The following is a 25,923-nucleotide window of genomic DNA, read 5'->3' as shown; positions in this document are numbered from 1 at the left end:
TAATGTACATTCAAATGTTTAATATAATTTAAAATTAAGGTGTTAAACGCGTTTGTATTTTATAAATATTACTGATATGCTATAATTACCATATCAGAAGGATAACAAAAATGAATAAATACATTGAATCGGAAAAAATAGAGTTAAAAGAAAAATATAGGGAGACGATTGTAAAAGAAATAGTATCTTTTCTTAATGGAGACGGCGGGACAATTTTTTTGTTGGAGTGAAAGATAATGGTATTGTAGTTGGTGTAAATAAAAGTGATGAAGTGCTTAGGAAAATATCCGATATTATTACATCACAAATAGAGCCGAATCCGCAAGACGAAATAAAATCAGAGATAAAATTTGATGATGAAAAACCAATCATTGTAATTCACATTAATAAAGGCAAAAACCATATTTATTGCCAAAAGAAGTATGGGTTTTCTTCTACCGGATGTTCGATAAGGATAGGAACAACTTGCAAAGAAATGACTCCGGAACAGATAAAAATAAGATATGAACAGAAATTTATTGATAGAGAATACATGATTAAGAAAAAATCAAATTCAAAAGAATTATCTTTTAGGGAGCTCAAAATATACTATTCTGAGAAAGGTTATCATCTGGAAGATAAGACCTTTGAAAGTAATTTGAACTTACGGAATGAAATCGGAGAATACAATTTATTAGCTGAACTATTATCGGATAAAAATAATATCCCTTTTATATTTGTAAAATTTCAAGGGAAAAACAAAGCTTCAATTTCTGAAAGAAGCGACTATGGCTATGGCTGCCTTTTAACAACTTATAGCAAAATAAAAAATAGATTACAAGCTGAAAATATCTGTATTTCAAATACAACAGTTAGACCTAGAAAAGATACCTATTTATTTGATTATGACTGTGTAAATGAGGCCATATTAAATGCTCTAGTTCATAATGATTGGCTGGTTACCGAACCGCAAATATCTATGTATAACGACAGACTTGAAATATTGTCACACGGAGGTCTTCCAAACGGCTTAACTAAGAAACAATTTTTCGAGGGTATCAGTAAACCGAGAAATGCAACATTGATGAGAATTTTTCTAACTATGGGTCTGACAGAACATACGGGGCATGGAATCCCGACAATTGTCGAGAAGTATGGAAAAAAAGTTTTTGAAATTGAAAGTAACTATATCCGCTGCATAATTCCATTTGAAAAAGAAGTTACGGCTGTGTTGACAAATAAAAATGTCGGTTTGAATGTCGGTTTGAATGTCGGTTTGAATAAAACAGAGAAAAGAGTAATTGAACTGTTAAGAGAAAAACCAAGCTATACTTCCGCTGATCTTGCAGAAAAAAATAGAAGTTTCCAAAAGAACAATTGAAAGGACTTTTAAAACTTTACAAGAAAAAAACATAATAGAAAGGATTGGTTCAAAACGTGACGGAAAATGGATTGTAATAAAATAAAACAACCGAATCACTCAAATTACTTAAAACAACCACCTCCGTTACTTGAATGGAATGTAAAATAACTGCCAAAACGCCGAAAGATTTTCAACCAAAACGACGAAAGAAATATTGCCAAAACGCCGAAAAAAACGACATAATATATGCAGAGGTAAAGTTTAATGAAAGAATATAGAGCCCGCATAGTAGACGATATGTTAAAAGACAAACTTGAGTCAAAAGGAGCTGTTGTTATTGAAGGCCCTAAATGGTGCGGAAAAACGACAACGGCAATGCAAGTTGCAGGCAGTATATTGAGAATGGATGAGCCAAGCAAAAGAGAAACAAATATCCAAATGTCTGAAATAGATCCCGGAAGATTGCTAAAAGGTAATGCCCCAAGGCTTATTGACGAATGGCAGATAGCACCAAAGCTATGGGATGCAGCAAGATATGAGGTTGATACAAGAGGTGAAGAAGGTCAATTTATACTTACAGGTTCGGCAGTACCGATAGAATCAAAAGAAATAACTCATTCGGGAACAGGACGTTTTACATGGTTAATGATGAGGCCAATGTCTTTATTTGAATCAGGAGATTCAACAGGAGAAGTAAGTTTAAATCAGCTTTTTGAAAATCCTAGTGTGATAGACGGTATGAATAATTTAAGCATAGAAAAATTGGCTTTTTTAATTTGCAGAGGCGGGTGGCCGCATGCCGTTGGAATGAAGGAAAAACCGGCATTACTCCAAGCTGAAGATTACTATGAAGCAGTCATAAAATCCGATATTAATAGAGCTGATGGTGTGAGTAAAAATCCGGAAAGAGTAAAAAGATTGATGAGGTCTTTTGCAAGAAATCAAGGAACGCAAATTTCCAACACTATGCTGAGGGATGATATAATTTCAAATGATACGGAGTCTTTGAATGAAGATACCATCGCATCCTATATTAATGCACTAAAAAATATTTTTGTGGTCGAAGATATGCCTGCGTGGAATCCTAATTTAAGATCAAAAACATCAATCAGAACTTCCGATACAAGATACTATGTAGATCCTTCAATAGCAGTAGCCGCTCTTGGAATTGGACCGAAAGATTTGATTAATGATTTAAACACAATGGGGCTGCTATTTGAAACACTATGTGTCAGAGATCTTCGAGTATATGCAGAAAGTATTGGAGGTAATGTTTTACATTATAGGGATAAATCAGGTTTGGAATGTGATACGGTAATTCATCTGAAAAATGGCAGATATGGTTTAGTAGAAATTAAACTGGGAGGACAAACATTTATTGAAGATGCAGCAGAAAACTTAAAATCGCTGTCGAATAAAATTGATACATCAAAAATGCCTGCTCCTTCTTTTTTGCTGATAGTTATTGGAATAGGTGAGTTTGCATATAAACGAGAGGATGGTATTTTTATAGTGCCTATAGGATGTTTGAAAAATTAATTTTTAACACACGATGCCAATACTGTATATGAGAGAGAAATATATGAATTATTTAAAGATTAAAAGAGAGGTGCTTAACACTTCGAGAAATAGGTAAACAAGGATTTAAGTATGATAACAATCGGAAACATCGGAAAATTTGAATCTATACCGCAAATTTTAAATGATGTACTAAATGAAAATATTTCTACATTGGAAGAACATCTATTAAAGGGATGGAAGCTTAATAAAGAAATCAGAGTAGGCAAATACACCGCTCTCTCACCTTTGGATTTTGCATTGATAATGGAAAAATTTCAATCTATAAAATGGCTGACGGAAAAAGGAGCAAACCTTAATGCAAAGGAGCATCCAAGTTTTCTTCTCGCAGTGAGATATTGTAATGAAGAGGTAATAAGGTATCTTGTTTCCCATGGAGCAAAGATAGATGTAACGAACAACGTAGGTTCGGAAGCTTTTTTAGAAGCGTACTATGGTAAACGCTTTGATAATTTTTCGATTATACAAGAACTTGGGCATAGCGCAGCTCAATACGGCGGACAGCTCTTACGCCACGCGGTTTCTGACCGTAATTATAAAACTCTGGAATTTCTAATTGAACATGGAGCAGATATTAATTACAATAAGTCCGACATGGTATATTCCGATCAATCGACTCCGTTGTGTGTAGCTGCAAGATATGTTGATTTGGAAATGTGTACATTTTTAGTAAAGCATGGAGCGGATGTTACGATTGCCGAAAAAAGACGGAATGCGTCCATATAGCATAGCTTTGGAAAAAGGCGATGAGGAAATGGCAAAATATTTTAAATCATTAGAGCCTCCCGAGTTTCATCAAACGCAAAATAAATTGGATGAATTAAAACTGTATAAATTGCCAAAGAAAATAATTGAATTTTTAACCGGTGAAAACCTACACTTTGATTTAGAGGATTCCGACTTTGGATATCTTGAGTTCTTCAAACTGATTGATACTATTCCGTTTAAATTCGGCAGACAAAAATTATTAAGACTTTCCCGCTCTCTCGGAGATTACAGTCATATTTATATTGTATGGAACCCGAAAACAAAAAAGATTGCAAGCTATGATATGGAACATGAAGAGCTCATCGATTTGGCAGTCTTTGATGATTTTATAGAGGATATGAAAAAATATATGAACCTGATTTTGGAATAATGACCGATAATGAGAAAAAAGCTTAATGAATATAAAACGCATAGACAGATATTTCTATAATATAGATGAGGAGACGATAGATTGGGAAGATTAATTTTTATTTTACTGCTTTCCGTTTCAGGACTTATTTTTTTAGCGGTTATCTTCGGAATGTATATTTATATGAAACGAACTGTTTCCGGTGGAAAATCATTGATGGAAGAAGCAGTAAATGAACAGACAGATACTACAAAAATGGCGCTCAGTGAGTTTTTAGTATATGCATCTTCGATACTTGGGGCGGTATTATTTGCCTTACAGGTGATAAAAAAGGGAGGCTCAGGATTTTCTAATTTGGCAACATATATTATTTTGCCTCCGGTTATGGCTCTCTTTAATGCACGAAAGCGTACCGGAAGAAGTATTTTTGTGTTTGTGGCTGTCGCAATATTTTCACTTTATATGTTTTTGGTATATATCATAATCAGCGTTCCGGTGAGGGCTCCGGTTTTTACGATTAACAACACAAAGATTAAGATTGCTCATACAACTGTTGCCGATATAGCCGCAGACGGATTCGATATTTATGTAAAACAGGCTAATCCTTCCGGCAGAGATTATAAAAAACTGCTTTCTTGTGGTGCTTTTAAAAAATATCCCGTTGATCGGAGTATTCTCGTTGAAAAAGGATTCCGAAGAAATAATACTGCTATACCTTATGCTCATTATCTTCTTGTAAAAGATGGCCTTGTGATCGGGAGCATCGGTCTTTACGGTCATAAAAAGAAGGATACGGTATTAGAGGATTGTAAAATCATTCATTTAAAAATTGACGAATACTGCATTTCCGATGCAAGAGAAAATTCAATTCGTTATTGTCTTGATGATGTTGAGCTGCTCGTTCCATTGCAACAAGAAACATTGCAAAAAACATTCGATAAAAAACTATGGTTAGTACCGCCGAAAAATACGAAAGACATAACCCAGCTGCACTACGGCATTAAATGGTCAACCGGAAGCGATCATCTTTTTTGGAATGAATACTTTGCTTATATTCATTTTAATGAAAGCAATGACATGACCGGTTTTGAGATTTCAACCGAAATAGCACGTGATTGGAATGAATGAGAGAGCTCAGTCGTTATAATCCCCCCTACACAAAGCCGCGCCGTATTTTTTTTCTTGCGGTATGATAAGCGATTCGAAAGATGCAAAAATTACAACCTGCATGCCAAGCGTAATCCGAGACTACCTGCATGAAAATCGGGAGTATAAAAGAGCCTGATCGGCAGCGCTGCGTTATATATATCGATATCTATACCGCCGCCCCGAAAGACACGGCAGGAATCGTGGATATCGTCAATGTCAACGATATCTGCTTCTACAAGCGAGTCGGGCAAAAAATCTTTAAAGCGGTTCCAACACCATTCCCACACGTTGCCGCTCATATCGTAGAGCCCGTATCCGTTCGGTTTCAGTTTTTTTACTTCATGGGTTCGGTTTTCACTATTCCCATCATGCCACATATATCGATCGACTTCTTCTTCATTATCCGTGCCCGCCCATCGGCTTTCTGCACCGCCTTTTGCTGCCCATTCCCATTCGGCCTCCGACGGCAACCGGAATCCATTTTTGCTTATATCTACGGTTACGGCATCCCATGCCTTTACTGCCGTCTCCTTTTCGGACATATATTCATCCTCAGAAGGAATTTTATCGAATGGAAGTGAGGCAAAGTCTATCGGTTTTCCTTTCACTGTTACCGTATAACAGGGTTCAAGGCCGAGCTTCAAACTGAGCTTGTTGCAAAAGGCAATAGCCTGATACCAGTTTATCATTTCTACCGGCCGCCTTTTTTGCTCTTCGTCGCCGACAGGTTTCGTTTCTTCGTCATTACCGTTAAAACCACTCGGGTTATTGCCCATCACCGCCTGCCACAACTCCTGCGTTACCTCCGTTTCGCCGATCCGGTAGGACGGCAAGCTGACCGTATGTGCAGGGTTTACGTCGTATTCTCCGTATCCGAGGGTACCGTCCGTTACGGCAGGAATGGTGATCATCGTAAACGATACGCCTCTTACCGTATACGTCTTACCGGCAAGCGGTATGTCTGCTTTTTCGGCATTTACACCGGTACTGCCGACCGTCATTGCAATAAGCACCGCTCCTAAAAATAATGTTTTATTCAATTTTCTTTCCTCCAAATATATTTATATTTCGGTTTTATAATACTGCTTTACCACAGTCTCCTTTCCCAAAATTACCTTCAACATTTTGTAGAATATTCTACATTTTTATTGTATCACTCCAAACTTCATAGAGCAATTAAAATAGAGTGATTAAAATAGAGCAATTTTGATAACGCACATTGTCTTAAGATGATAACATGTTAAGATAATGTGCGTTTTTATATCCGTTAGAGCAGTTAGCAAGGGCGTTTTTACCAAAGATACATGGTCTTTTTTATTTTTCATGAAAAGTAACTTTATGCAAGGAAGGGAATCTGTTTGTAAAATTGAAAACTGATGGCATAGTTGAATCGCTTCAATCTCTACAAGGGTTGTTTTTGATGATTTGATGATTCTCTGTTGTTAGACTGTTATAGAGTCGGTTTGGAACTTTTTAAGTTTCTGAAATGCTCTATTTTTTTGAACAAAATATTGAGTTTCAGCATTACAAATTAAAAATAGGATACATCATATCATCCTACTAAGTTATCTATCATTGTAGTTACAACAATGATAGATAACATCTATGAGCCAAGTATGATGCAAGAGACTGTGAGAGAATAATTTATAAAAGCTCTTGACAAAATAACAGATAAAAGATATTATAAAAAACCGAACGGTCGGAATTTAATAAGAAGGTGTATCAGCTATGGCGAAAGAATATAATGCAAAGGCTACCATTGAGGCTATTTTATCCGTATCAGCGAAGCTGTTTTTACAAAAGGGATTCGATAAGACCAGCATGATGGATATTGCAACAGCTGCCGGAATATCCAAGGGGGCTATTTATCATCATTTTAAATCGAAGGATGAAATTATCAAATCTGTTATGGAGAAGCAGGAGCAAAGTGTAAAGGGTACAATAGAAAACTTTATGGAAGAGACCCGGTTTTTGAGTGGAAAAGAACAGTTGCAACTTATTTTGGAGAAAAATATCGAGAATCAGGAAGCACATTATTTAGATGATGCAATGAGTGTACGCATGAAAAGTGCAGAGTTTGTCCTATCCTACATGCAATCTTGTGTCAATAAGGATTCTAACTTTGTTTCAAAAATTATTAAGAAAGGAATACAAGATGGCTCTATCGTTACAGATTTTCCGGATGAATGTGCGGAAGTTTTTATGCTATTGCTCAATGTGTGGTGTGATCCGGCTGTTTTTGATTGTGATGGTGAGAAGTTATCCTCGAGACTCGGATTTTTACAATATATGATGAAGTCGATAGGCATCGATGTATTCAGTGATGAACTTATTGAAAAATCGTTGGAGCTATTGCAAAAATTATATCCAAAGGAGGATAAGACCGATGAATCATCATTTCATTATAGAAACAAATAACCTTACAAAAACTTTTGGCGGTAAGGAAGTAATTAAAGGTTGTAATATGCATGTAGAAAAAGGTACGATTTATGGTTTTTTAGGTGCGAACGGAGCGGGGAAAACAACGGTATTCAAACTTCTCTCAGGACTTCTTACACCGACTATGGGAAAATTACAAATGTTTGGAATAGATAATCTTTCAACACCGAGTGATATGTTATCACAGATTGGTACTTTGATAGAAACTCCCATTTTTTATGAACATTTGTCGGCAGCAGAAAATTTGCGTATGCATCTTGCCTACATGGGCAAGGAAGGTGGGAATGTAGAGGATGTCTTGTCAAAAGTCGGATTAAAGGATATTGGTGTTCAGCCGGTATCTACTTTTTCCTTGGGAATGCGTCAGCGTTTAGCGATTGCAAGAGCAATTATCCATAAACCACAACTATTGATTCTGGATGAGCCGATTAACGGACTGGATCCTATGGGAATTAAGGAAATGAGGGACTTATTTTTGTACCTTGCAAAAACAGAGGGTATGACATTACTGATTTCCAGTCATATTTTGACAGAAATAGAGCATATTGCGGATACAATAGGGGTCATTGTCAACGGAACGATAGTGAGAGAGGTCTCGATGGATAAGGTGAAGGTAGAGTATCCATCAGGTCTGGAAGAGTATTTTATGGATATTATGATAGGGAGAAAAGAAAATGAAAACGCTGATTAGATTGGAATTAAAAAAGAATAACATCAACACTTATATCTTAGCGGATATTATCATAGCGATTACGATGATTGGTTTCCTTTTTCTTTTTGCATATGCCCCTTTGATAGAGCCGAATGATAAAGACATGGCAATTTTTGCAGGATATGATAATCTTATTTCTCTATTTTGTGTTTTTAACATGGCAGTATTTTGTGTGATGTCTGCAGTGATGTATTGCAGGTTTGTTATTGAAGATTATTCGGGTAAGCGACCTATTTTACTTTTTTCCTATCCGGTCAGTCGAAAAAAGGTTGTGTTATCCAAACTTTTGATTGTGTGTGGATTTACGATTATATCAATGGTTATCTGTAACTTTATTGTTTTTTTGATATTCGGTATCACTGAAAATTTCATTCATCTTGTAGGAAACAACTTTACAGTTTCTATTATCTTGAACATTGTTGAAAATACCATATTGATGTCAGCGATAGCTGCAACTATCGGAGTGATAGCAGTAGGAATCGGATTTATCAAAAAATCAGTGCCGACAACTATTATTTCTGCAGTTCTCCTTGCTTCGTTAATGTGTAATATTGTGGTAAATGCAAACCCTAATCGAGCAGCGATGTATGTGTTAGCAGCGGCAATGGTAATGATTGGTATCTTGTGTTCGATATTTTTGATGAAAAAAATAAATAAGATGGAGATTTTATAATGGAACAAAAAATAGAAGGAACAGTGGACAATTTTCTTGATAGAATGGCATCAGAATTATATTTGGGAAGTGTATGGTTTGGATTGTTGCTAATCCTTGTTGGAGCAGTGTTGTTATTCAAAAAAAGAAATTCAAACAATAACAAATTTGTTTGTTATGCTTGTATGGTAATAGGATTTCTCGCTATTGTAAGTGGACTGATGCAGATGTAATCCACTGAAAAAGGGGTTCTTGAATGCGTATCGGCTCTACATGAGACCAGACTATTTACGCTACAAGACAGGATAAAAGTATGTATATCAAAAATCGAAATTCCTATGCTTACAGTACGAGAAAATACTGAGAGAAGACGAATAGGGTAGTATAAGATGTTGAGAATACGAACAACAGGTTCTTCCAAAATCAACCATGCGGTTTATAATCTATCTTCTATTTTATATTATAGCTTTAACACTGCGATAAGTTCTTCCCCATCCGTATCTCCTGTTTCAACAAAACCGAATGAGCTATATAGTTTACGCGCAACTTGATTTTCAGGTTCATAAGACAACCAACAACATTCAGCTTTTCCGCAAGGAAAAGTCTTAACAAAATCTAGAGCCAATTTAACTACTTCTTTTCCAAATCCATTGTTTTGATACGCTTTATCAATCATCAGCCGCCAAAGATTATAATTCCCTTTTGCTATTTTAGGTGCATCAATCCAATAGTCATGAACATCAAAACCGATCATCAAAAATCCGACCGGTGTTTCATTGTCATATATCCCGAATGGAAATGCATAACCATTTGCGGTGATTGTAATATAGGCTTCAATGATACTTATATCGTTGGCAGCAACAAAGCTTTTCTGTGTTTCCGATACCTGCAGTTTCAGAATATCCCAAATGTTTTTCCCGTTTACTTTTTCAAAATGAAGCATGCTATATCCTTTATGACTTAAATTTATTCTGCAATATTAATTCCTTTCTTGATAAGTTTTTTCTTTGCTTTTTCGGAAATATAAATAACGGTTCCGTCAATAAGTTTTAAGTTTGGAAACTGTGCCAACTCCTCATCAGAAATAGACTTAATATCAAATAAGTTATCCTCGCCATCCCATTGCGGAATAAGCTGCATATTAATTTCATTTCCGCCATCAAGAAACAGCTGTGTTACCTTTGGGGCCAATTCAGCAGGAATCTCCAATTGCTGAAACCAGCTTTTTACTTCAGGTATCATTTTATCGTAGTAATCATCGGGATCTATTTCTTTTTTTGCATAATCATTGCAAAAATCATATACATCAAATTTCGGTTTAAGCAGTTCTTGTTTGTACATCAGCTCTTGGATAACAGCAAGTTTAAAATTGAAGTTTGTAAATGTTAACACTTCACCTTCCGCCTTTGGCAGCGCCCATTTACCGCTTGACACCCTCGGCGGTTTATACCAAAAACTTATATCCCGTATAGGTTCAGGTTCGGCACATACCAAATCGGCTATCTCATCGGTTTTTGATTTTCTTAAACGCTCCTGAAAAGATATTGCGCCCAGAACCGAGTTTAATTTGCTCGACAATGAGCAATTTATTTTCCAATTTTCCACTTTCATTTCTAAAAATATATAAGCATCTCTCAATGTTTTTTGAGGTATAGCTTCCAAAATAGTTTTACCGTTTATCGTAAAAATGCCGGGAAACACCTGCTTGGGATTTACATCGAAAAACGAAAATTTTACTTTTTTCTCCCATTCCTTATCTTCACATATTCTTATGTCTAGTTCGCTGATACATCCTTTGGAAACAAAACTCTTTATTCCTATATTATCCCAGATATATATTTCCTCTAAATCATCTTTACTTACTGTTCCATCAGGAGTCTTATGCAATACTTTTCTATATTCACCGAATTTCTCCGCAAGAGTATCCATTGACAGGTTTTCAATAAACTCATCATTAATATACAAACCGTTTTTAGTTAAATTGATATGAAGCTTCTGTTGCGGCATAGCCGACTGTTTATCTTGTTTGTTCGATTCCCAATTTTTTATAATACTCATTTTATAACTCCTTACCATATAATATTTCTTTAATAGCTCTTATGTCAATTTTATACCATATTTTATTGACATGCATAAGCGCATCCCATAATTGGATTTTTACTTCACTGTCATCACTATATCGTATTTCTATTCTTAAATGCGGTGCAGTCATTTTAAACATCCTTCCATCATTACGCTCATCATCATATTTTGCAGTATTTAAAATATCCGTTATTGCTTGTATATCATCATGCTTAATTGTTCGTAAGGCTGTATCCGTATTATCGGAAAACTGCATTGATACAATTTCATCAAGGCTTATAATACATTGTTTTGAAATAGTCATAAAGCCATCCTTTCCATCAGTGGATAGTGCAAAAGTAATGAATATAAATATACAAAATGCAATTACTTGTTTCATTTTTTCCCTTTATTACAGCATGTTCACAATTTCAATCGTATTCTCAGATTGAAGCAGGCTGAACAGTCGTTTATAAGCACTTATGATTTTTTCTCTATTTTCTTTATCTGACAAACCTAAAATATAGCAATCGCTATTTGTGTCGATAAGATATAATACCTTGTCACTCATCGAAGCAAGTCTACGGAAAACTTCCGGCGGTTCAAATTCCGTATCTTTATCCAAGTGAAGCATATTCGCTTTTATCTTTTTTACTAATAGATTGTAACCGTATACAATATCTCCCACATTCGCCTTCCAATCGAACATTGCCAAATAGTTCAAATCTATAAAATCGTTTATCAAAGAGACACAAATATCTTCTTGCTCCAATGCTGTATGGTATATTTTCTTGGCTTTTTGCGGAGATATGCCGAGTAATTTGCAAAGCGATAAAAAAGTTTGTTCCGTATCGGCAGGTAAGCTTTTGTTCCGGCAAGCAAGTTTTTCTTTTTCCTCAAAAATACGTCTGTCTTCTTCTTCAAGTATTTTTATTTGCAGTTGTCCGTATTGTGTTAAAGCTGTTTTTATATTCTCAATGATTTTTTTATCAAAAACAGGGTTATTCTTTCCTATAAAATTGAACCACTCTTGTCCCTTCTTGCCTGTGATGTCATAATCATAAGAAACAATTTCACAACGCTCTCCGATTCTCACAACGGCAAAGATTTCATCTTTACAATAATCAACCATACAGATACTTTCGGGTATAAATGCCCTATGGCCGCCATTTTCGTAAAAGCGATTGGTGTATTTTGAGCTTTTAAGTGAAATACAATCAAAAATATTTTGTTCTTTAATTTGTGTCTCCATCATTTCTTGAGCCTGACTCGAAAACTTTGCGTTGTTTTCCAATATCTGCCGAAAGAGTTGTATATCAAATGCCGACCCGCCTATGAGTTTTTCGTCTTTGTAGTACACCCACGATACAGTTCGACCGATATTTTTTCCATTCATATTCCATTCCTTTTTTTATTCGTGCGGAGGGTTTAATACCCCGACGCTTGCGTCGTAACAAAGGGTATTAAAGCCGACTGCAACCACCTTATAGAACACACAGTGCGAAACGTTGAGCACTGTGCCCCGACGCTTGCGTCGGGGTATGTTGATTTATGAATTCACATTGCATAATGCTATTTCTTTTAGTCCTCTATCGTAAAACGAGGTAAGGCATATTTCGCCTGAGATGTTTTCGAGTTTGTGTTTTGACATTCCTCTTGGAAAGGTAATATCGGAATATTCACGTGTGCTGAGTGAAAAAACTTTTTGCTTGCCTTTCCAATCATCGGTTTTAAAAAGAGGAGTCATTATCACATATTGAGAATCAGTAAAGCATCCGTTGATGCCGCCTTTTTTACCGTCTTTTTTTAAGTCATCTGATTCGATAAGTTTTTCGATTACTTTCCCATCTTCGGAAATACTTGCAAGGGAATAATAATTCATTCCCCACTTATTAACCGATGTTTGGCTGTCGCCCGGAGTAAAGGCATAGATTTCTTTATCCGATATTTTAATGCTGTCTATTTTAGGTGCCTCGCCGAATCTGTCTTCTTGATGTGTAAATACCTTTTTATCTATTGTAGAAAAACATTTCCATTCGGCAGATTTTGCAGCAGCATCAAATTCCAAAAGAGCAAAATATCTTGCATCCCCGCAATAAAATTCATTTTCAAAGCAAACGGGAATTGTCTTGCTGTCGGATATATTTTGAAAATACCTCTGTTGAGCTTTTTCCGGCACAATGCTTCTTCTTAGCTGTGAATTATTTTTTATCGGAATTATTTCCGGAGAAGAATGAATGCCGGAGTAATACCGCACTTCTTTTGCCGAAATGATGAGTCCGAAACTTGTACCATATCGAAAAAGCACAGGATAATCTCTGCCTAATGTTTTCTCATATTCAATCGGAATCTTTTTTATACCATCGACAGAAAGCACAAGGAGGTAAAATTTATCCCAATCGCTCTTCACGCCTGTAGTCAGAATTATAGCAGTTCCATCCGGCAACAAAACAGAGCTATGCACAAACGAAAGCTCACTATCCAATTCCCATTTTTTCAATAAACTTAATTTTAGGTTATTCATATTTTATCTTCCTTATTTGTTTCAATATACTTAATCCTTTCAACCGAGCTTCTTCATCAACTAATCCTCTTCCTTTCATATTCTATTGTATCATTTTTCCTTATCGTTTTTAAGAGGGACGATGAAAATCTGACAGTAGAAAAAACACCTTAAAAAGGGTAGAATAGTGTCAAATATGTAATGAAATGAGAATTGTGCGTGGAATGTAGTTATAGAAATGTTGATTATCGATATTTAAAGAATGGCTTATCAATCGATAAGCCGGAACGTTCTGCCAGTGCATTATTTTCACAAAAGAGATACGACAAAGAAATACGGAAGAGAAACGATATGAAGTATATGGATTGGGATAATATGCATACAAGATTGGAGGCGCTATATATTTTGGATAATGCTTTGACTGACCCGTCGGAAGATGACTTGCGATTGGTAAGAAAGAAGAAACTCGACTCGAATCTCAAATATGTTATTGATAACGGAGCAGGAGATTCGTTATCTGTAATCTTTACGGAAACAGTGGTGTTGGTAAAAGGCTTTGCGCATGAAAACAGTCTGAACCAATTTGCTGCCGACGAATGGAATCAAAGTATTATAGACAAGATGTACGAAGGGCTTGACGAGAAATTGATGAATCTTTTTTCAGTAGACGAAAGGGCGGAAACGACATTTTTCATTTGGTATGATGGGGAAGTTCACCAAAATCAGACGGATGAACATGATAGAGGTTATTGGCTATTGGGATATGCTTTCGATTCGTATGAAAGATTTCGAGAATTTGTTACAGAATATTACTCTATGAAATTCGATGATAATTTGTTGAGAAAACTATATACGGATTCCGTTTTATCAGATTTTGAATTATCGGAATTGATTGCAGGATGAATAGATGTATTTTACAAATCGTTCAGAGAAATGAGAGGAGGAGCTGAAAATGTCTGTAATCAATTGGTATTATCGTGTGATAAAACGACGGATGATATTGTGAAATGGTTACAAGGAATTTTCAAATAAATCAGCATTGAATGACATATACTATCAGTGAAAGGGAGATAACAAATGCTAAAGATCGGAGAAAATCATACGTTTGAAGATGACTGGAACGGAAGACAGAGCTGTCTGATGTATTTAAAAGAAGATGGATCTGCATCATGGTCAGTGGATGTCGGATTTGCTAAAGGTAATTTTAGGGGCGAAACAATAGCACCTTCTATTTGCATAAATTGGATAGGTACAAACAAAAACTCAGCAGCAGAATTAATTGGAGAATTCTTTTCTGTAATGACAATAGAAGAAAGCAATGACAGAGAAGATTCATTTTACATTTATGAACACGAACCGATGGTTTCATACAAATTAAAAATTCTTGAAATAAGGAATAGCAAGGCTCATATCCAATGCAGCGGAATATTAATAGTGGATGGATATACTGAACCCTATGAACAGGAAAAATTTGAAATCGATAGTTGGATACCTGTTATTCGTGCGGAGGGTTTAATACCCCGACGCTCTGCGTCGTAACAAAGGGTATTAAAGCCGACTGCAACCACCTTATGAGAACAACATACCCCGACATTTGTGTCGGGGTATGTTGATTGAATCGGTTAAGGACTGGGAAAAATTCGGATTATAGAAAAAGTTAGGCGAGCGGAGGAACTATGAACGAGATTGAGAAATATAGAATATTGAGTGCAGGAAAAGCATTTGGTCACCGTGCCCAAATTGCTTTGTTGTTGCTTGATAGCAGCACAGCCTATGAAGAACTTAAAGAGGAAGCGGCACAAACTTCAGTTGCCGGAAGTTATGGTTGTGCCGGAGGTTTTCCATCCGAAATACTTGAAAGAATAATAACAGAATTGATATGCCGCGACACCCGTAATAGTTGGTATCTGCCTGACAATGTAAAATTTTGGGACAGGCGTTTCGGCAGTCTGTTTGAGACCAAGTTTTTTTGCTATGATGATGATGTAGAAACATGGAGTAAGATACTTTACAAATTCTTTGTAAAACTCAAGTGGATGCCGAAAAGAGAAGATTATACTTCAACAAAAAGCTATAATAATGTTTGGGGATATTTTGCAGAACTTTTAGCAGTTGTAAAACAAAATAATCATCCCGAATTTGATAAGTATTATGAAATTGCAATCAAAAACGGAATGAATGCAGTGATTTTGGAAAGAAAGTTAAAAGAGCTGTCTGAAATAAAACAGTCCTTTGTCGGAGTTTAAATCAAGTGGTGAACTGACTGTTATGTGAATATGGGAGAATAATTATGAATTACTATAATTGGAATGCAAAATGGGCAGGAAACTCTATTACAGAGTTAAAAGATTATACAGGAGAAGAAATTTTAAAGTTATATTGCTACGGATTATCTGAAGAAAAATATCCTTTAAAAAAAGATAGAGATAACATTTTAAAAAGCTGGATAGATTATTTTAACAATACAAAAACAAACATTAAAAAGCTTTTAGTAACAGGTATTGTAAATCAGAAGTTATTGGAATCGATATGTAATCAAACATCACTTGAAGAACTCGTTATATTTCAGGGCAATTTCTCGGACATACAGTGTATTGCAAAATTAAAAAATTTAAAGGCACTTTCAGTATATGCTTCATCAAGAGTAAAAAGTTTGCAGCCCATAGGCGAAATAAAAAATTTAGAAGTACTTATATTATCTAACTTTACCGGCGTAACGGATTATTCTCCGTTGGGAAAATTAAAAAATCTTAAACAACTGGGAATTCATAGTTCTATGGAAAATATAATTAAAGTAGATTCTTTTGATTTTTTAAAAAGTTTGAAGAATATTAAAAATCTTCATACAACGGGATTTAGGCTATTGAATGGAGATTATTCGCCTGTTTTAGAACTTGAAAAATTAGAATTCCTATCTGTTAATATGCCTGCTTATGACTACAAAATATGGAATGATAGATTTGCAGAAAAGTTTAAAGATATTCCACAAAATGACCATGTTCGTTAGTTTGTATTTATATAATTTTAAAACCGAGATGATGATGATTACTGAATGGATAGAAAGAATAAAGCGAAAACACAATTGTAAAGCACATTTTGGAAATGATAGTTTTCAAATGAAAGACTGTATCGTAGCTCCAGTCCACCTGATCCCGGAGGAGATTTATGATAATCAAGAGTTTGATTTCTATGTTAAAACAAAATATGATGTTTACCTGCTCCGTATTATAAATAATGAATCTAACTGCGGTATTATTTATCCGGCAAAACTGAGTGGTATTATATATATCGTAAGCAATTTACCTATTAGCAAAAAGAATATAACCGAATCTATTCAAAAAACATTAAATCGATTAGAGGAATATGGCTTTCCAAATTTAAAGAACTCAAAATGCAAAATCGCATTTCAAATGGAGTAATAAATTGAGCACTTACACAATGAAAGAAAAAACTTTGGTTACTCTTAAAGATGAAATATCTTTTGAATATCCGTTTTCTGATGATATGCCTATGATTTACTTAGGCGAAATAGCTAATATGCTGGAACATGGAATTTTTATAGGTCAATCCGGAAAATGTTATTTTGGGTATCATATTTCAAATTTTAGAGAATTAAGCGAAGATGAGATATAAAATATTAAGACAGAAAATATTTGGAGAAGTTTACAATGAATAATCAGATGGATTTTGTACTGCCTACTTTATATGATAAATTTTTATTAGAAATAGGAGAGGATGGAGAATTTACAATAGAGGATACCGGTATCATTTTATATTCAAAGGCGGATTTGGTAGAAAGAAATACTACTTATCAGATAGAAGAATGGGAGCCGGATTTTTTTATGATTGGACAGGACGGTGACTTGGCTTTCTTTATAAAAAAAGATTCTGATGATACTATTTATATGAATGACTTGGGAGCTTTTGGTTCGATTGAAATGAAACGTGTAGCCTCAGATGTATATGAGTTTGTCAAACATTCAGGTGAGGGGATTGATTGGAGGACTTAATGGAATTAATTGAATACATGCGGCTAAGAAATAAAATGACACAAAAAGAATGGGAAGACTCTTTTGAGAAAAAGAAACGAGAGATTATTGTTCTAAGGCACGAAGGCGGCGGCGGAAGTTTGAGAAACGGTTTTTGGGACTGGGCTGCTTATTTCTTAGCTTATGTGGACTGTGAAACAGGTGAACTGCATAAAGAAGAAGGGCGTATAGTATATCCTGTCACAGACAAAGAAAATTTACCATATCAATTTGAAGACGAAACCATTTACAAATTAAAGGTGCGTGCAAAGCTTCCTGAGGAAGTTCCAAACGGTGTACTACCGACAAAAAAACATTTTTTAGTTGTGGAAGTTCTTGAAAAAAATGCGGCTTGTAAGGAATTGGAAGAAATACTTGCAGAGTATAGAAAACCTATAATTTTACAAGATGATATATTAGGTGAACTGATTTATGATAAACAAATTAAGAGTTTTAAGGGAAATATTCTTTGGCAGGATGGAAAAAATAAATATTATATTAGATGTAGATAAGGATAATAAGGGTGAAATAACAAAGGCGAAAAAAGCCTTGAAAACAATGCTTTCAGAGCAGGAAAAATGGGATGCAGACCTGCGTAGTTTTGCTGCAAAAAAGCTTACTAAACTCGCCTGCGAATGGGCAGAATCTGATGATGAAACTTCTGAAATTACAGAAAAAAGTTTTGCAAAAAGGATTAGCCTCAGTTCAATTTGTATGACATCAGGCGGTTCATTTTCTGCCTATTTTGATGATGACGACCTTTTCTTCGGGCATTGTATAACAGTATGCGGAAGCTTAAAGAAGGGAATTGTGTCAGCCGATATGGAAGGGTAAGAAAATATCAGGAGAAGTGATGGAATTTATCATAGCTGAGGAGGGTGTTCCTCAAAGCATCGATTGTGAGGGGGCGGTGGTTGCATATTATGGGAGTGAGATAGAATTTCATTACGAAACAGTGCCGCCGCATGGAGATGATATTTTTTCTGTAAAATTGCCGCTGTTAGATATTAAACTTCCATTTTGGATATATGGGAGAAATCTTATATTTTTAGATGCGTATTATTTACTGGCGGAAACGGTAAAAAAAGGCACTTGGGATCCCATAACAAGCATGCTTATCAATATCCATACAGGAAAGTATGCAAGCTTGGAACACTGGTACAACAACATATCGGTTAAGGAAAAAGAAGTTGAATTAAAAAATGATTATGATGGAAAATCTATGGTTTTAAAAGATGTTAATGGGCTTAAGTGGGTTTAGAAATATAAAATATACAAGTGTCAAATACTTTTGATACCCACATAGTATAATGGAAACTTAATAATTTGGAATTATAACTAAGGAGAAGAATAATGGCAAAGAAAAGAATTACCTTACCACAAAATTTTGATGAACTGATTACAGCAGGAGATGTTGAAGCTCTTAAAGCCGTCTATGATAAATGTGAGCTTACTGCTCATAACGGTAGATACAGCTTAAATACGGCACTTCATTATGGCGGTGTTCCTGATGAACTTGTTATCTGGCTGGTAGAACAGGGCTTAGATGTAAATACACTCGATTATTATGGGCGTACGCCATTATATAAACATGCCACACTGGGAAGAGATACTGTAAAACTGCTGTATGAATTAGGCGGAGATATACAAAAACCTGATACATATGGAAGTACACCTCTGCATACGGCAGCAGGATTTTTCCGACCTAAGATAGTAAGTTTTTTGATTGAAAAAGGTGCAGATGTTAATGCAAAAAATGATATGGGGCGAACTCCGTTAGTCGAAGCCCTTGCTACTTGCAGAAATATTAATATTGTACAGGCGGCAGAAATTGCAGAAATGCTGATAAAGGCGGGTGCTGAGGTAGTGCCTGAAATGGCTGAAAGAGTCGAAATAATCGGTAAGGATTTTGAATTTCACAGAGAAAACTTTAATAAAGATTACTTGGCTGAAACAGAAGCGGGACTTGAGAAACTCTATACACTGTTTGATGTAAAGCCTGCTCCAAAACGTAAGATACATGACGGCGTTTCTCCTATTATTGTAAAGACAGGTTCTTGGAGAGAACAATACGATGAACTTTGGGAGATGCTGATTCCTTCAAGCGGAGCTGCAAAAACAGTACAAGGCGAAGTTATCCGTATAACAGGCAGGGTGCAGGATGAGCTATATAGAAACGGCGGAGTAAACTGGGATAAAGATTATAGAAATATGCTTAATTCTCTGCCAAATCATTTTGCTTCAGGTACGCCGCTTTCTGAGGAAGAACTGAAAGAGACCAAAGAGCTTATTTCCAGCATACGTGCAAACGGTAGTGATGAAGATGCTATAACAGAGCGTTTGCGTGAACTTTCGGTTCTCTGGGTATTGTTAAATCCTACTCCTATTCCTTTAGGAAAAACAAATTATAACAGATGATTGAGAATATAAACTTATAAAAATAGTTCTTTGAGGCGGCAAAAATAATGAAGCACAGTGCGAGATTATTTATCCGGCAAAAATGAATGGTATTATATCCGTTTTCTGATGACATGCCTATGATTTACTTGGGCGAGATAGCTAATATGCCGGAACATGGAATTTTTATAGGCAAATCGGGGAAATGCTATTTTGGATATCATATTTCAAATTTTAGAGAATTAAGCGAAGATGAGATATAAATAAGTAATGACGACATATTGACGTTGCACAAAATAATGAACATACTATTTAAGAATAGAGGGATATTCCCAATATAATCACAGCATCAGCAATAGAAGAAGGTAAGAAAATGGTTTGTGATGATACCGCAAAAGGATATTTGGCTATAGACGATTTGCTGAAAGCATTGGAGAAATAAAATGGATATGAATCAATACTTGCAAGAGACTACAATGCTGGATTTTTCAAATCCGAGCATTCAAAAATTAATAGAAGAAAAACATTGGAAAGAACAAAATAAATTTGACAGCCTTAAAGCTATTTATAACTTTGTAAGAGATGATATCGCATTCGGGTATAATACAGATGATGATATCAGCGCATCTAAAGTTCTTAAGGACGGATACGGTCAATGCAATACAAAAGGAACACTCTTCATGGCTTTGTTACGTGCCTGCGAAATTCCTTGTCGAGTTCATGGTTTTACCATAGACAAACAATTACAGAAAGGAGTAATGAGCGGATTTGTTTATAAAAATGCACCGCAGAATATATTTCACAGTTGGGTTGAAGTGTATTTTGAAGATAAGTGGTATGAACTTGAAGCCTTTATACTGGATCAAAAGTATTTATCAAAACTGCAAAAACAATTTGCAAACTGCACCGGTTTTTTCTGCGGTTATGGTGTTGCGGTAAAAGATTTTCGGCATCCAATAATTGATTTTGACAGGAACAACACGTACATACAAAGCGAAGGAATTACTCAAGATTTTGGAGTATGGAATTCTCCTGATGAATTATTGAAACATCATCATCAGGAAGTGTCAGGAATAAAAGCCTTTGCTTACAAACATTTAGGAAGGCATTTGATGAATTGCAAGGTAAAGAAAATAAGGAATACCTGAATTACGGGTTATTAAAGATGGGAAAGAAACCTATGACAGATAACTATATTACATTCAGACTCTATGTGCCGCTCGGTATAATGACTCTCTTAATCGTTATGTTGTTTTTTCACAGACATCATACACTTAGATACTTATACATCATCAACTTCTTCTGCTTACTTGCGGCTGTATTCGTCTATTTTATTTTCAGAAAAAAATCCTGTAGGATATGAGTATCCTAATTTATACAGGGAATTTTATCACTCAAAAGCGGATAATGTATAATTAAAGGAGATTATGTGAAATGGCAATAGACGGTGTAAAAATTATAGACAGTGACGATGGGTATGATATTTACAATTCTATAGTAGAACGATATAAAGACGGTGAAAATATCGACGCAATAATTGAAGATATTTTAAATGACGAGAATAATTTTTGTATAGATTCATTTTACACAGAGATTTACTGGACTGCATTCGCTTATTCTTTGTGGAAGGTCGGACATTTGCCTGAGAAGATAAAGAATAAGGCATTAACAATAATTTCAAAAGGCGCTGATGATTTCTGGCTTGAAATTGACAGCAAAGCTTTAACGCAAAGGCAGAAGGCACTGGATAAACTGGCAGTACAGCTGCAAAGTGAAAATCAAAAACCGATTAAGATACCGAAGGCAAAAATTAAACGAAATCCGTATTTTAACGTGGGAGAAGTAATTGCCGTTAAATTTGAGAATGAGTATGGCGTCCTTTTTGTTTCAGATGTTGATCAGACTCCAGGAAAGATAGAATATCATTTAGCCTGCACGCGTTTGTTACAAAAAGATAAGCCGACTATGGATGATTTTTTGAACAGCGAAATTGCCTGTAAGAAACAAAATACGAAATATGCTCTGGATACGGATTGCTGGTTTAATCACAAAGATTTAGGACTTCTATTAGATAAACTTGAAAAGATAGGTGAAGTCGTTTTTGAAGATTATTCTTTAGGACTATTAGCGCCTGCGCATACATTGGAGAATATATACGAAGAAATTACCGCCGACAAGAAGATTTGGCAACTTCGCTTTATAGAAACCTATCATTTGATAAAAGAAATTAACATAATATAGTAGATACATACATGATGAAAAAATTTGAATTTGTGGCAGGAACACCAAAAAGCGACATGATTATGGGACTATGCTTTCCGATAGGCTTTATGTTTCCTATATTACTAACATACCTGCTGTTATTTTATTCTGGAATGATTACTTACAAAGTTCATCCGCTATTTAAATTTTTAGTGTTTTTACCTGCATTTGTTATATCATATCTTATTATAAAAAAAATTCGTAAAAGTGTAGCAAAAAAATTTATTGTTTATATCGATAAGCTTAATATAAGAATTTTAGAAAATGAAAAAGAAATTATAGCCGGTAAAATCTTATTTTGTAAAATAAAATCGAATCATGACAAATTGGTAAAGGTTGATATAGGAATTGATAATCGAAAAATATCATTTATATCAAGACCGAAAGAATACAAAACAATTACAGGCGCTACATCCTTTAATCATTTCGGGATAAGCGATATATCAGACATGGCTCAATTATTGACTTTGGAAAAGGTGGTACAAGATCTTATTGAAAAACAAGAGGAAAATTAGATTGACTGACAGAAATGAATAGCGCATGTTTACATCTCCCTAATTCATCCATTTTTTCATTATTTCAGTAAAATCGGAAATCATTAAATTGAAATCATAATTCGGTATTTTCTTTTTTTGTCTTTCTGCAATGGTTTTAAGTGCAATTAAAAAATACTCTGCCAGTTTTTCTTTTTGCTGACGATGTGTTAATAGGCTGAATTCTTTTTCAAAATGTATGACGGCTTCTATCTTGCCCGTATCTGCTTTAAATGACCCGTATTGAAATCGGGGGCGCAAGTAATATCCGTTTTCGGAAATTTCTTCTTTTGTGTATAATTTCTGTAATTCTTTTGCAGCTTCTTGACTTGATAATTTGCGTCCCGATTCATCGATGACATAGTTTGTTTTACAATGATTATTATCATAATAGCTGAAAGCACATTTCAATAAAATACAATTTATGGCTTTGCCGTATTTTTCGGGACGCATCTTTTTATTTAATTCGTCCTGAAGTTTTTCTTTAATGCTTTCTATAACCGGTTTTGAATTTTCATAACAGTTTGATATTGTATGCACAATCCAAACAGGATTTTTAGGAATCCAATTACGTTGACTTTCAATTTTTATGTCTTCTATATTTTCAGTTACGGGGTAATCCCAACACATCGGTTGTTTTTTGTCTTTGCAGTCGGGAGCGGGGTAATAGGAAGTTCTACCCTGTTCCATGGTAAATCCTGTTTTTCTTTTTGACCATATTGCCTCGACAAACCGGAGCTCTCCGAATCTGTTACAAAAAAAGGTACGGGGATTACCGTTAAAAAACACACCTCTTGACGCTTCCAAAGGTTCATAATTTCCCCAGCCGATTACAGCAAGACATTCACAAAGCCGTACTGCCTTGTTCCACTCCGAGACGCTTTTATAATCCGCATATTTTAAAAACTCTACAAAAACTTTTTCACGTATGTTTTCAATGGAGTTTTGAGAATGTAAAAAATCTTCCAGTTCCGATAAATCGTTAATTGCATAAATTTCGTTCATATTTTCCATCCTTGTCTTTCGGATAGTCCGTACCGACAGGCAAATAGGGGGTTCCCAAAAACTTGGAGCTTTTTATATCCGTTGTTTCACCGTCGTTTAGGGCTGTCGCAAGAATTTCGACAGAACGCTGCCTGTATTTTTGTAAAGCGGTTTCGTATTCTTTCAGAAAATCGGGAATTTGTTTCATGATTATACTCCTTATATTTAATCCTTACTTAAAAATCTGACAGCCGATTTGCGAGCCTTTTCTATTTTTACAACATCTGCATTTTCAACAGCGATAGACGATATCCATTTTTTACCGAATAAACTCTGTGCCGACTCTATTATTACGCCGCATGCAAAAAGGTCTTTTTCCACAGCGATTGCCTGTCTCAAAACATCTTTTACTTCCGGGAGTATTGTTTGACTATGCAGTCTGTTACATGATAATTGCCATAGCCCCGAAGCTGACCATGCACGGCAAAGACTATCCTCGTCGTGAAGCATTCTGTCATTAAAAATACCAATCTCTTGCGCTGTCCCAACCCACCCGATAGCTATCAACGCTTTCCGCCTCAGAACACAGTCCTTCGTATTTGTAAGCGAAACAAGTATCGGCACAAGACGATTGCATGCAGCCGTATGAAAATCGCGATGTTTCGACCTCACAAGAATTTCGGCAATGAGATAGGCGGTGAACACCCGTATTTTTTCGGTTGCTGTTTTGTTTATAGTCGCAAAAAGAAAATTAATTCCTGCTAAATCGTGTTTGTCGAAACTGTTACTCAAATGCAACGGATCATCTCGCCCCCAGTCTTCGCAAATCAATTCGTAATGATAAGCGAGCTGATTACTGCCGCCTAAATCGGCTATAAAACCGATACATTCGCTAAGAGGAAAATCGGCTCTTTGTAATTCGCCATACTTTTTTTGCAAATCTTCTTTTGTAAGATTTTGACGGCGTAACCGCTCCGCTTCAAGTTCTTGCAAAACTTTTTCCTTCCTTTAACATATCTTCAAAAAGAGGGAGAGGCTCTGCATGCTCCATTTTTAAATTATGAATATAAGAATTGTTTTGCATACAATATCACTCCTTGCATATTTTTAGCAAATTGTGTTTTACAGCTTATATCTTTCCATCATATCAATCAGTACCGAGGCTGTATCAATTTCTTGTGAAAGTAAATCGTCAAACTCTTCTTCAAGCTCATCTTGTCTGTCACAAATCCATGATAAAAATTCTTTTGATTTTTCATAGTTTTGATGAATAAAATAATATTCACCTAAAATACATTTTGCAGATGTAACACTGGCAAGATCATCATCGAGTTTGATTACTTTATTCAAAGTTTCCAAGGCTTCATCATACAATTTTTTATTTAGTTGAAGCATACCCTTTTTTAGATATAATTCTCCGTTCATATTTTTACCCCTATAAAAACTTTTTACAAGGATTATTAAATCCTGAAAAAAGTTTTTTCAAATGTGTGCCGGAAAGCACACATATATAATAATACGATGTTTGCCTGAAAGGCAAACTCGAAGATAAACAGTGAGGCTGAATTTCTGCCGAACTGTTTATCGTGCCTCCATATATTTATTCTATCATCTTTCAACCGTTTTTGTAAGTGTACTATTCTTTTATATTGTTCCATTCCTTGCAAGATTATCAAAAACACTGTCAAAAAAATAAAGAGAAAAAATAACAATAATGGGAATGATGATAAGTTCAATGTAGTATAGTTTAGCCGAAATTGTATTTTGTTGAAAAATTTTTATTTTTCTTGTAAGCTGACTAATAGCTAAAAATAAATTCGTTATTATAAACGATACTAAAAATCTATAGCTCTCGATAACAATATCAAAAGAAAAGATAAGAGTTCCGGTAAAAACCCCTGTCTTTGGGAGATAGTACCCGATGATATACACCGCAATATTTAGCATGATGTAGTTCAAAAAAAGTTTTAAGATATTTATTTTCAATTTTCGGAAATAAATCGGGAAGTCCGCCCCAAAGAGGAGCCGAATCATTATATCTTCTTTGCTTTATCAGTATGAAAAATCTTGTGATTAACACTATATCGGCTGTAAAAAATAAAAGAGTAAAAATTACTATTACTGTTGTAGTTACAATTTTATTCATATTAATTTCTAAAGATATGC

30 protein-coding genes and 3 pseudogenes are annotated in these 25,923 nt (G+C 35.2%); 22 read left to right on the top strand and 11 right to left on the bottom strand.

All coding sequences use genetic code 11. From position 1 onward, the window contains the following. Positions 1-110 precede the first annotated feature (110 nt). The 5 genes and pseudogenes from GWP40_RS12405 (at position 111) to GWP40_RS09475 (ending at position 5,165) form a co-directional block, all read left to right on the top strand. Positions 111-230, top strand: coding sequence for an RNA-binding domain-containing protein (locus GWP40_RS12405; protein ID WP_215905860.1), 120 nt, complete (start codon positions 111-113; stop codon positions 228-230). Continuing rightward, a complete protein-coding gene (locus tag GWP40_RS09490) occupies positions 227-1,360 on the top strand; it encodes an ATP-binding protein (RefSeq protein ID WP_212565134.1) in 1,134 nt (377 codons plus the stop codon). Before GWP40_RS12405 ends, GWP40_RS09490 begins: the two co-directional genes overlap by 4 nt. A 279-nt stretch (positions 1,361-1,639) precedes the next feature. Continuing rightward, positions 1,640-2,881, top strand: a complete 1,242-nt coding sequence (locus GWP40_RS09485) for an ATP-binding protein (RefSeq protein WP_230974384.1) — start codon at positions 1,640-1,642, stop codon at positions 2,879-2,881. Positions 2,882-2,992: 111 nt separating this feature from the next. Then, positions 2,993-4,058 (top strand): annotated as a pseudogene (locus GWP40_RS13420) (ankyrin repeat domain-containing protein). 81 nt (positions 4,059-4,139) lie between these two features. Next, positions 4,140-5,165, top strand: coding sequence for a hypothetical protein (locus GWP40_RS09475; protein WP_212565132.1), 1,026 nt, complete (start codon positions 4,140-4,142; stop codon positions 5,163-5,165). Positions 5,166-5,254: 89 nt separating this feature from the next. On the opposite strand, the gene GWP40_RS09470 is transcribed toward GWP40_RS09475, so the two are convergent. After that, on the bottom strand, positions 5,255-6,226 hold the full coding sequence (locus GWP40_RS09470) for a formylglycine-generating enzyme family protein (protein ID WP_212565131.1): 972 nt from the start codon (positions 6,224-6,226) through the stop codon (positions 5,255-5,257). Positions 6,227-6,914: 688 nt separating this feature from the next. On the opposite strand from GWP40_RS09470, the gene GWP40_RS09465 reads away from it, so the two are divergent. The 4 genes from GWP40_RS09465 to GWP40_RS09450 are packed head-to-tail and all read left to right on the top strand — an operon-like array spanning position 6,915 to position 9,222. Further along, positions 6,915-7,604: a TetR/AcrR family transcriptional regulator gene (locus tag GWP40_RS09465; RefSeq protein WP_014263033.1), complete on the top strand. Its 690-nt coding sequence runs from the start codon at positions 6,915-6,917 to the stop codon at positions 7,602-7,604. After that, positions 7,573-8,316: an ATP-binding cassette domain-containing protein gene (locus tag GWP40_RS09460; RefSeq protein ID WP_162663491.1), complete on the top strand. Its 744-nt coding sequence runs from the start codon at positions 7,573-7,575 to the stop codon at positions 8,314-8,316. Before GWP40_RS09465 ends, GWP40_RS09460 begins: the two co-directional genes overlap by 32 nt. After that, positions 8,300-9,010, top strand: a complete 711-nt coding sequence (locus GWP40_RS09455) for an ABC transporter permease (RefSeq protein WP_162663492.1) — start codon at positions 8,300-8,302, stop codon at positions 9,008-9,010. Before GWP40_RS09460 ends, GWP40_RS09455 begins: the two co-directional genes overlap by 17 nt. After that, positions 9,010-9,222 (top strand): LPXTG cell wall anchor domain-containing protein, encoded by a 213-nt coding sequence (locus GWP40_RS09450; protein WP_162663493.1) that lies wholly within the window; start codon positions 9,010-9,012, stop codon positions 9,220-9,222. Before GWP40_RS09455 ends, GWP40_RS09450 begins: the two co-directional genes overlap by 1 nt. 227 nt (positions 9,223-9,449) lie before the next feature. Here GWP40_RS09450 and GWP40_RS09445 read toward each other — a convergent pair whose 3' ends face one another. The 5 genes from GWP40_RS09445 to GWP40_RS09425 form a co-directional block, all read right to left on the bottom strand. Beyond that, positions 9,450-9,932, bottom strand: a complete 483-nt coding sequence (locus GWP40_RS09445; protein WP_212565130.1) for a GNAT family N-acetyltransferase — start codon at positions 9,930-9,932, stop codon at positions 9,450-9,452. 23 nt (positions 9,933-9,955) lie between these two features. Then, complete coding sequence (locus tag GWP40_RS09440; protein ID WP_212565129.1) at positions 9,956-11,047, bottom strand: DUF6892 domain-containing protein; 1,092 nt, start codon at positions 11,045-11,047, stop codon at positions 9,956-9,958. 1 nt (position 11,048) lies between these two features. Next, complete coding sequence (locus tag GWP40_RS09435) at positions 11,049-11,375, bottom strand: hypothetical protein (RefSeq protein WP_230974381.1); 327 nt, start codon at positions 11,373-11,375, stop codon at positions 11,049-11,051. A gap of 87 nt (positions 11,376-11,462) precedes the next feature. After that, entirely contained in the window at positions 11,463-12,446 is a 984-nt protein-coding gene (locus GWP40_RS09430; protein ID WP_212565127.1) for a DUF6630 family protein, read from the bottom strand. Positions 12,447-12,599: 153 nt separating this feature from the next. Continuing rightward, complete coding sequence (locus GWP40_RS09425; RefSeq protein WP_212565126.1) at positions 12,600-13,574, bottom strand: hypothetical protein; 975 nt, start codon at positions 13,572-13,574, stop codon at positions 12,600-12,602. 198 nt (positions 13,575-13,772) lie between these two features. On the opposite strand from GWP40_RS09425, the gene GWP40_RS09420 reads away from it, so the two are divergent. From GWP40_RS09420 to GWP40_RS09355, 13 genes and pseudogenes are all read left to right on the top strand, one after another. Beyond that, the gene (locus GWP40_RS09420; RefSeq protein ID WP_230974379.1) at positions 13,773-14,456 is read left to right on the top strand and encodes a hypothetical protein; all 684 of its coding nucleotides are present in this window, start codon (positions 13,773-13,775) and stop codon (positions 14,454-14,456) included. Between the two features lie 174 nt (positions 14,457-14,630). Next, positions 14,631-15,092, top strand: a complete 462-nt coding sequence (locus tag GWP40_RS09415) for a hypothetical protein (RefSeq protein ID WP_212565125.1) — start codon at positions 14,631-14,633, stop codon at positions 15,090-15,092. 137 nt (positions 15,093-15,229) lie between these two features. Continuing rightward, positions 15,230-15,799, top strand: a complete 570-nt coding sequence (locus GWP40_RS09410; RefSeq protein WP_212565124.1) for a hypothetical protein — start codon at positions 15,230-15,232, stop codon at positions 15,797-15,799. Positions 15,800-15,843: 44 nt separating this feature from the next. After that, positions 15,844-16,560, top strand: coding sequence for a leucine-rich repeat domain-containing protein (locus GWP40_RS09405; RefSeq protein ID WP_212565123.1), 717 nt, complete (start codon positions 15,844-15,846; stop codon positions 16,558-16,560). 28 nt (positions 16,561-16,588) lie between these two features. Further along, complete coding sequence (locus GWP40_RS09400; RefSeq protein ID WP_212565122.1) at positions 16,589-16,972, top strand: hypothetical protein; 384 nt, start codon at positions 16,589-16,591, stop codon at positions 16,970-16,972. A 19-nt stretch (positions 16,973-16,991) separates the two neighbouring features. After that, on the top strand, positions 16,992-17,186 hold the full coding sequence (locus GWP40_RS09395) for a hypothetical protein (protein ID WP_212565121.1): 195 nt from the start codon (positions 16,992-16,994) through the stop codon (positions 17,184-17,186). 35 nt (positions 17,187-17,221) lie between these two features. Next, positions 17,222-17,563, top strand: a complete 342-nt coding sequence (locus GWP40_RS09390) for a hypothetical protein (RefSeq protein ID WP_212565120.1) — start codon at positions 17,222-17,224, stop codon at positions 17,561-17,563. Further along, positions 17,563-18,415, top strand: a pseudogene (locus tag GWP40_RS13415) (DUF2262 domain-containing protein). Before GWP40_RS09390 ends, GWP40_RS13415 begins: the two are co-directional and overlap by 1 nt. 19 nt (positions 18,416-18,434) lie before the next feature. Continuing rightward, a complete protein-coding gene (locus tag GWP40_RS09380; protein WP_212565119.1) occupies positions 18,435-18,842 on the top strand; it encodes a hypothetical protein in 408 nt (135 codons plus the stop codon). Between the two features lie 92 nt (positions 18,843-18,934). After that, complete coding sequence (locus GWP40_RS09375) at positions 18,935-19,999, top strand: ankyrin repeat domain-containing protein (protein ID WP_212565118.1); 1,065 nt, start codon at positions 18,935-18,937, stop codon at positions 19,997-19,999. Positions 20,000-20,421: 422 nt separating this feature from the next. Then, the gene (locus tag GWP40_RS09370) at positions 20,422-21,126 is read left to right on the top strand and encodes a transglutaminase-like domain-containing protein (RefSeq protein WP_200877757.1); all 705 of its coding nucleotides are present in this window, start codon (positions 20,422-20,424) and stop codon (positions 21,124-21,126) included. A gap of 286 nt (positions 21,127-21,412) precedes the next feature. Next, a complete protein-coding gene (locus GWP40_RS09360) occupies positions 21,413-22,219 on the top strand; it encodes a hypothetical protein (protein WP_212565116.1) in 807 nt (268 codons plus the stop codon). An 11-nt stretch (positions 22,220-22,230) separates the two neighbouring features. Next, positions 22,231-22,755: a hypothetical protein gene (locus GWP40_RS09355; RefSeq protein ID WP_212565115.1), complete on the top strand. Its 525-nt coding sequence runs from the start codon at positions 22,231-22,233 to the stop codon at positions 22,753-22,755. Between the two features lie 39 nt (positions 22,756-22,794). Here GWP40_RS09355 and GWP40_RS09350 read toward each other — a convergent pair whose 3' ends face one another. The 5 genes and pseudogenes from GWP40_RS09350 to GWP40_RS13410 all read right to left on the bottom strand — a co-directional run bounded on the left by GWP40_RS09350 (position 22,795) and on the right by GWP40_RS13410 (position 25,903). Next, the gene (locus tag GWP40_RS09350; protein WP_212565114.1) at positions 22,795-23,778 is read right to left on the bottom strand and encodes a hypothetical protein; all 984 of its coding nucleotides are present in this window, start codon (positions 23,776-23,778) and stop codon (positions 22,795-22,797) included. Beyond that, entirely contained in the window at positions 23,756-23,965 is a 210-nt protein-coding gene (locus GWP40_RS09345; protein ID WP_230974375.1) for a DUF1963 domain-containing protein, read from the bottom strand. The genes GWP40_RS09350 and GWP40_RS09345 overlap by 23 nt, the downstream gene beginning before the upstream one ends. Before the next feature lie 17 nt (positions 23,966-23,982). Continuing rightward, positions 23,983-24,750 carry a HEAT repeat domain-containing protein gene (locus tag GWP40_RS09340; RefSeq protein WP_212565113.1) on the bottom strand — a complete coding sequence of 256 codons (768 nt, stop codon included), beginning with the start codon at positions 24,748-24,750 and terminating at the stop codon, positions 23,983-23,985. Between the two features lie 129 nt (positions 24,751-24,879). After that, complete coding sequence (locus GWP40_RS09335) at positions 24,880-25,182, bottom strand: tetratricopeptide repeat protein (protein ID WP_044016649.1); 303 nt, start codon at positions 25,180-25,182, stop codon at positions 24,880-24,882. A 219-nt stretch (positions 25,183-25,401) separates the two neighbouring features. Continuing rightward, positions 25,402-25,903: pseudogene (locus tag GWP40_RS13410) on the bottom strand (hypothetical protein). Positions 25,904-25,923 lie beyond the last annotated feature (20 nt).

Source organism: Treponema vincentii (genome assembly GCF_018336815.1).
In the GTDB taxonomy this organism is placed as follows: Bacteria; Spirochaetota; Spirochaetia; order Treponematales; family Treponemataceae; genus Treponema.
The sequence above is the reverse complement of the archived record's forward strand: the minus strand, read 5'-3'. Positions and strand labels throughout refer to the sequence as shown.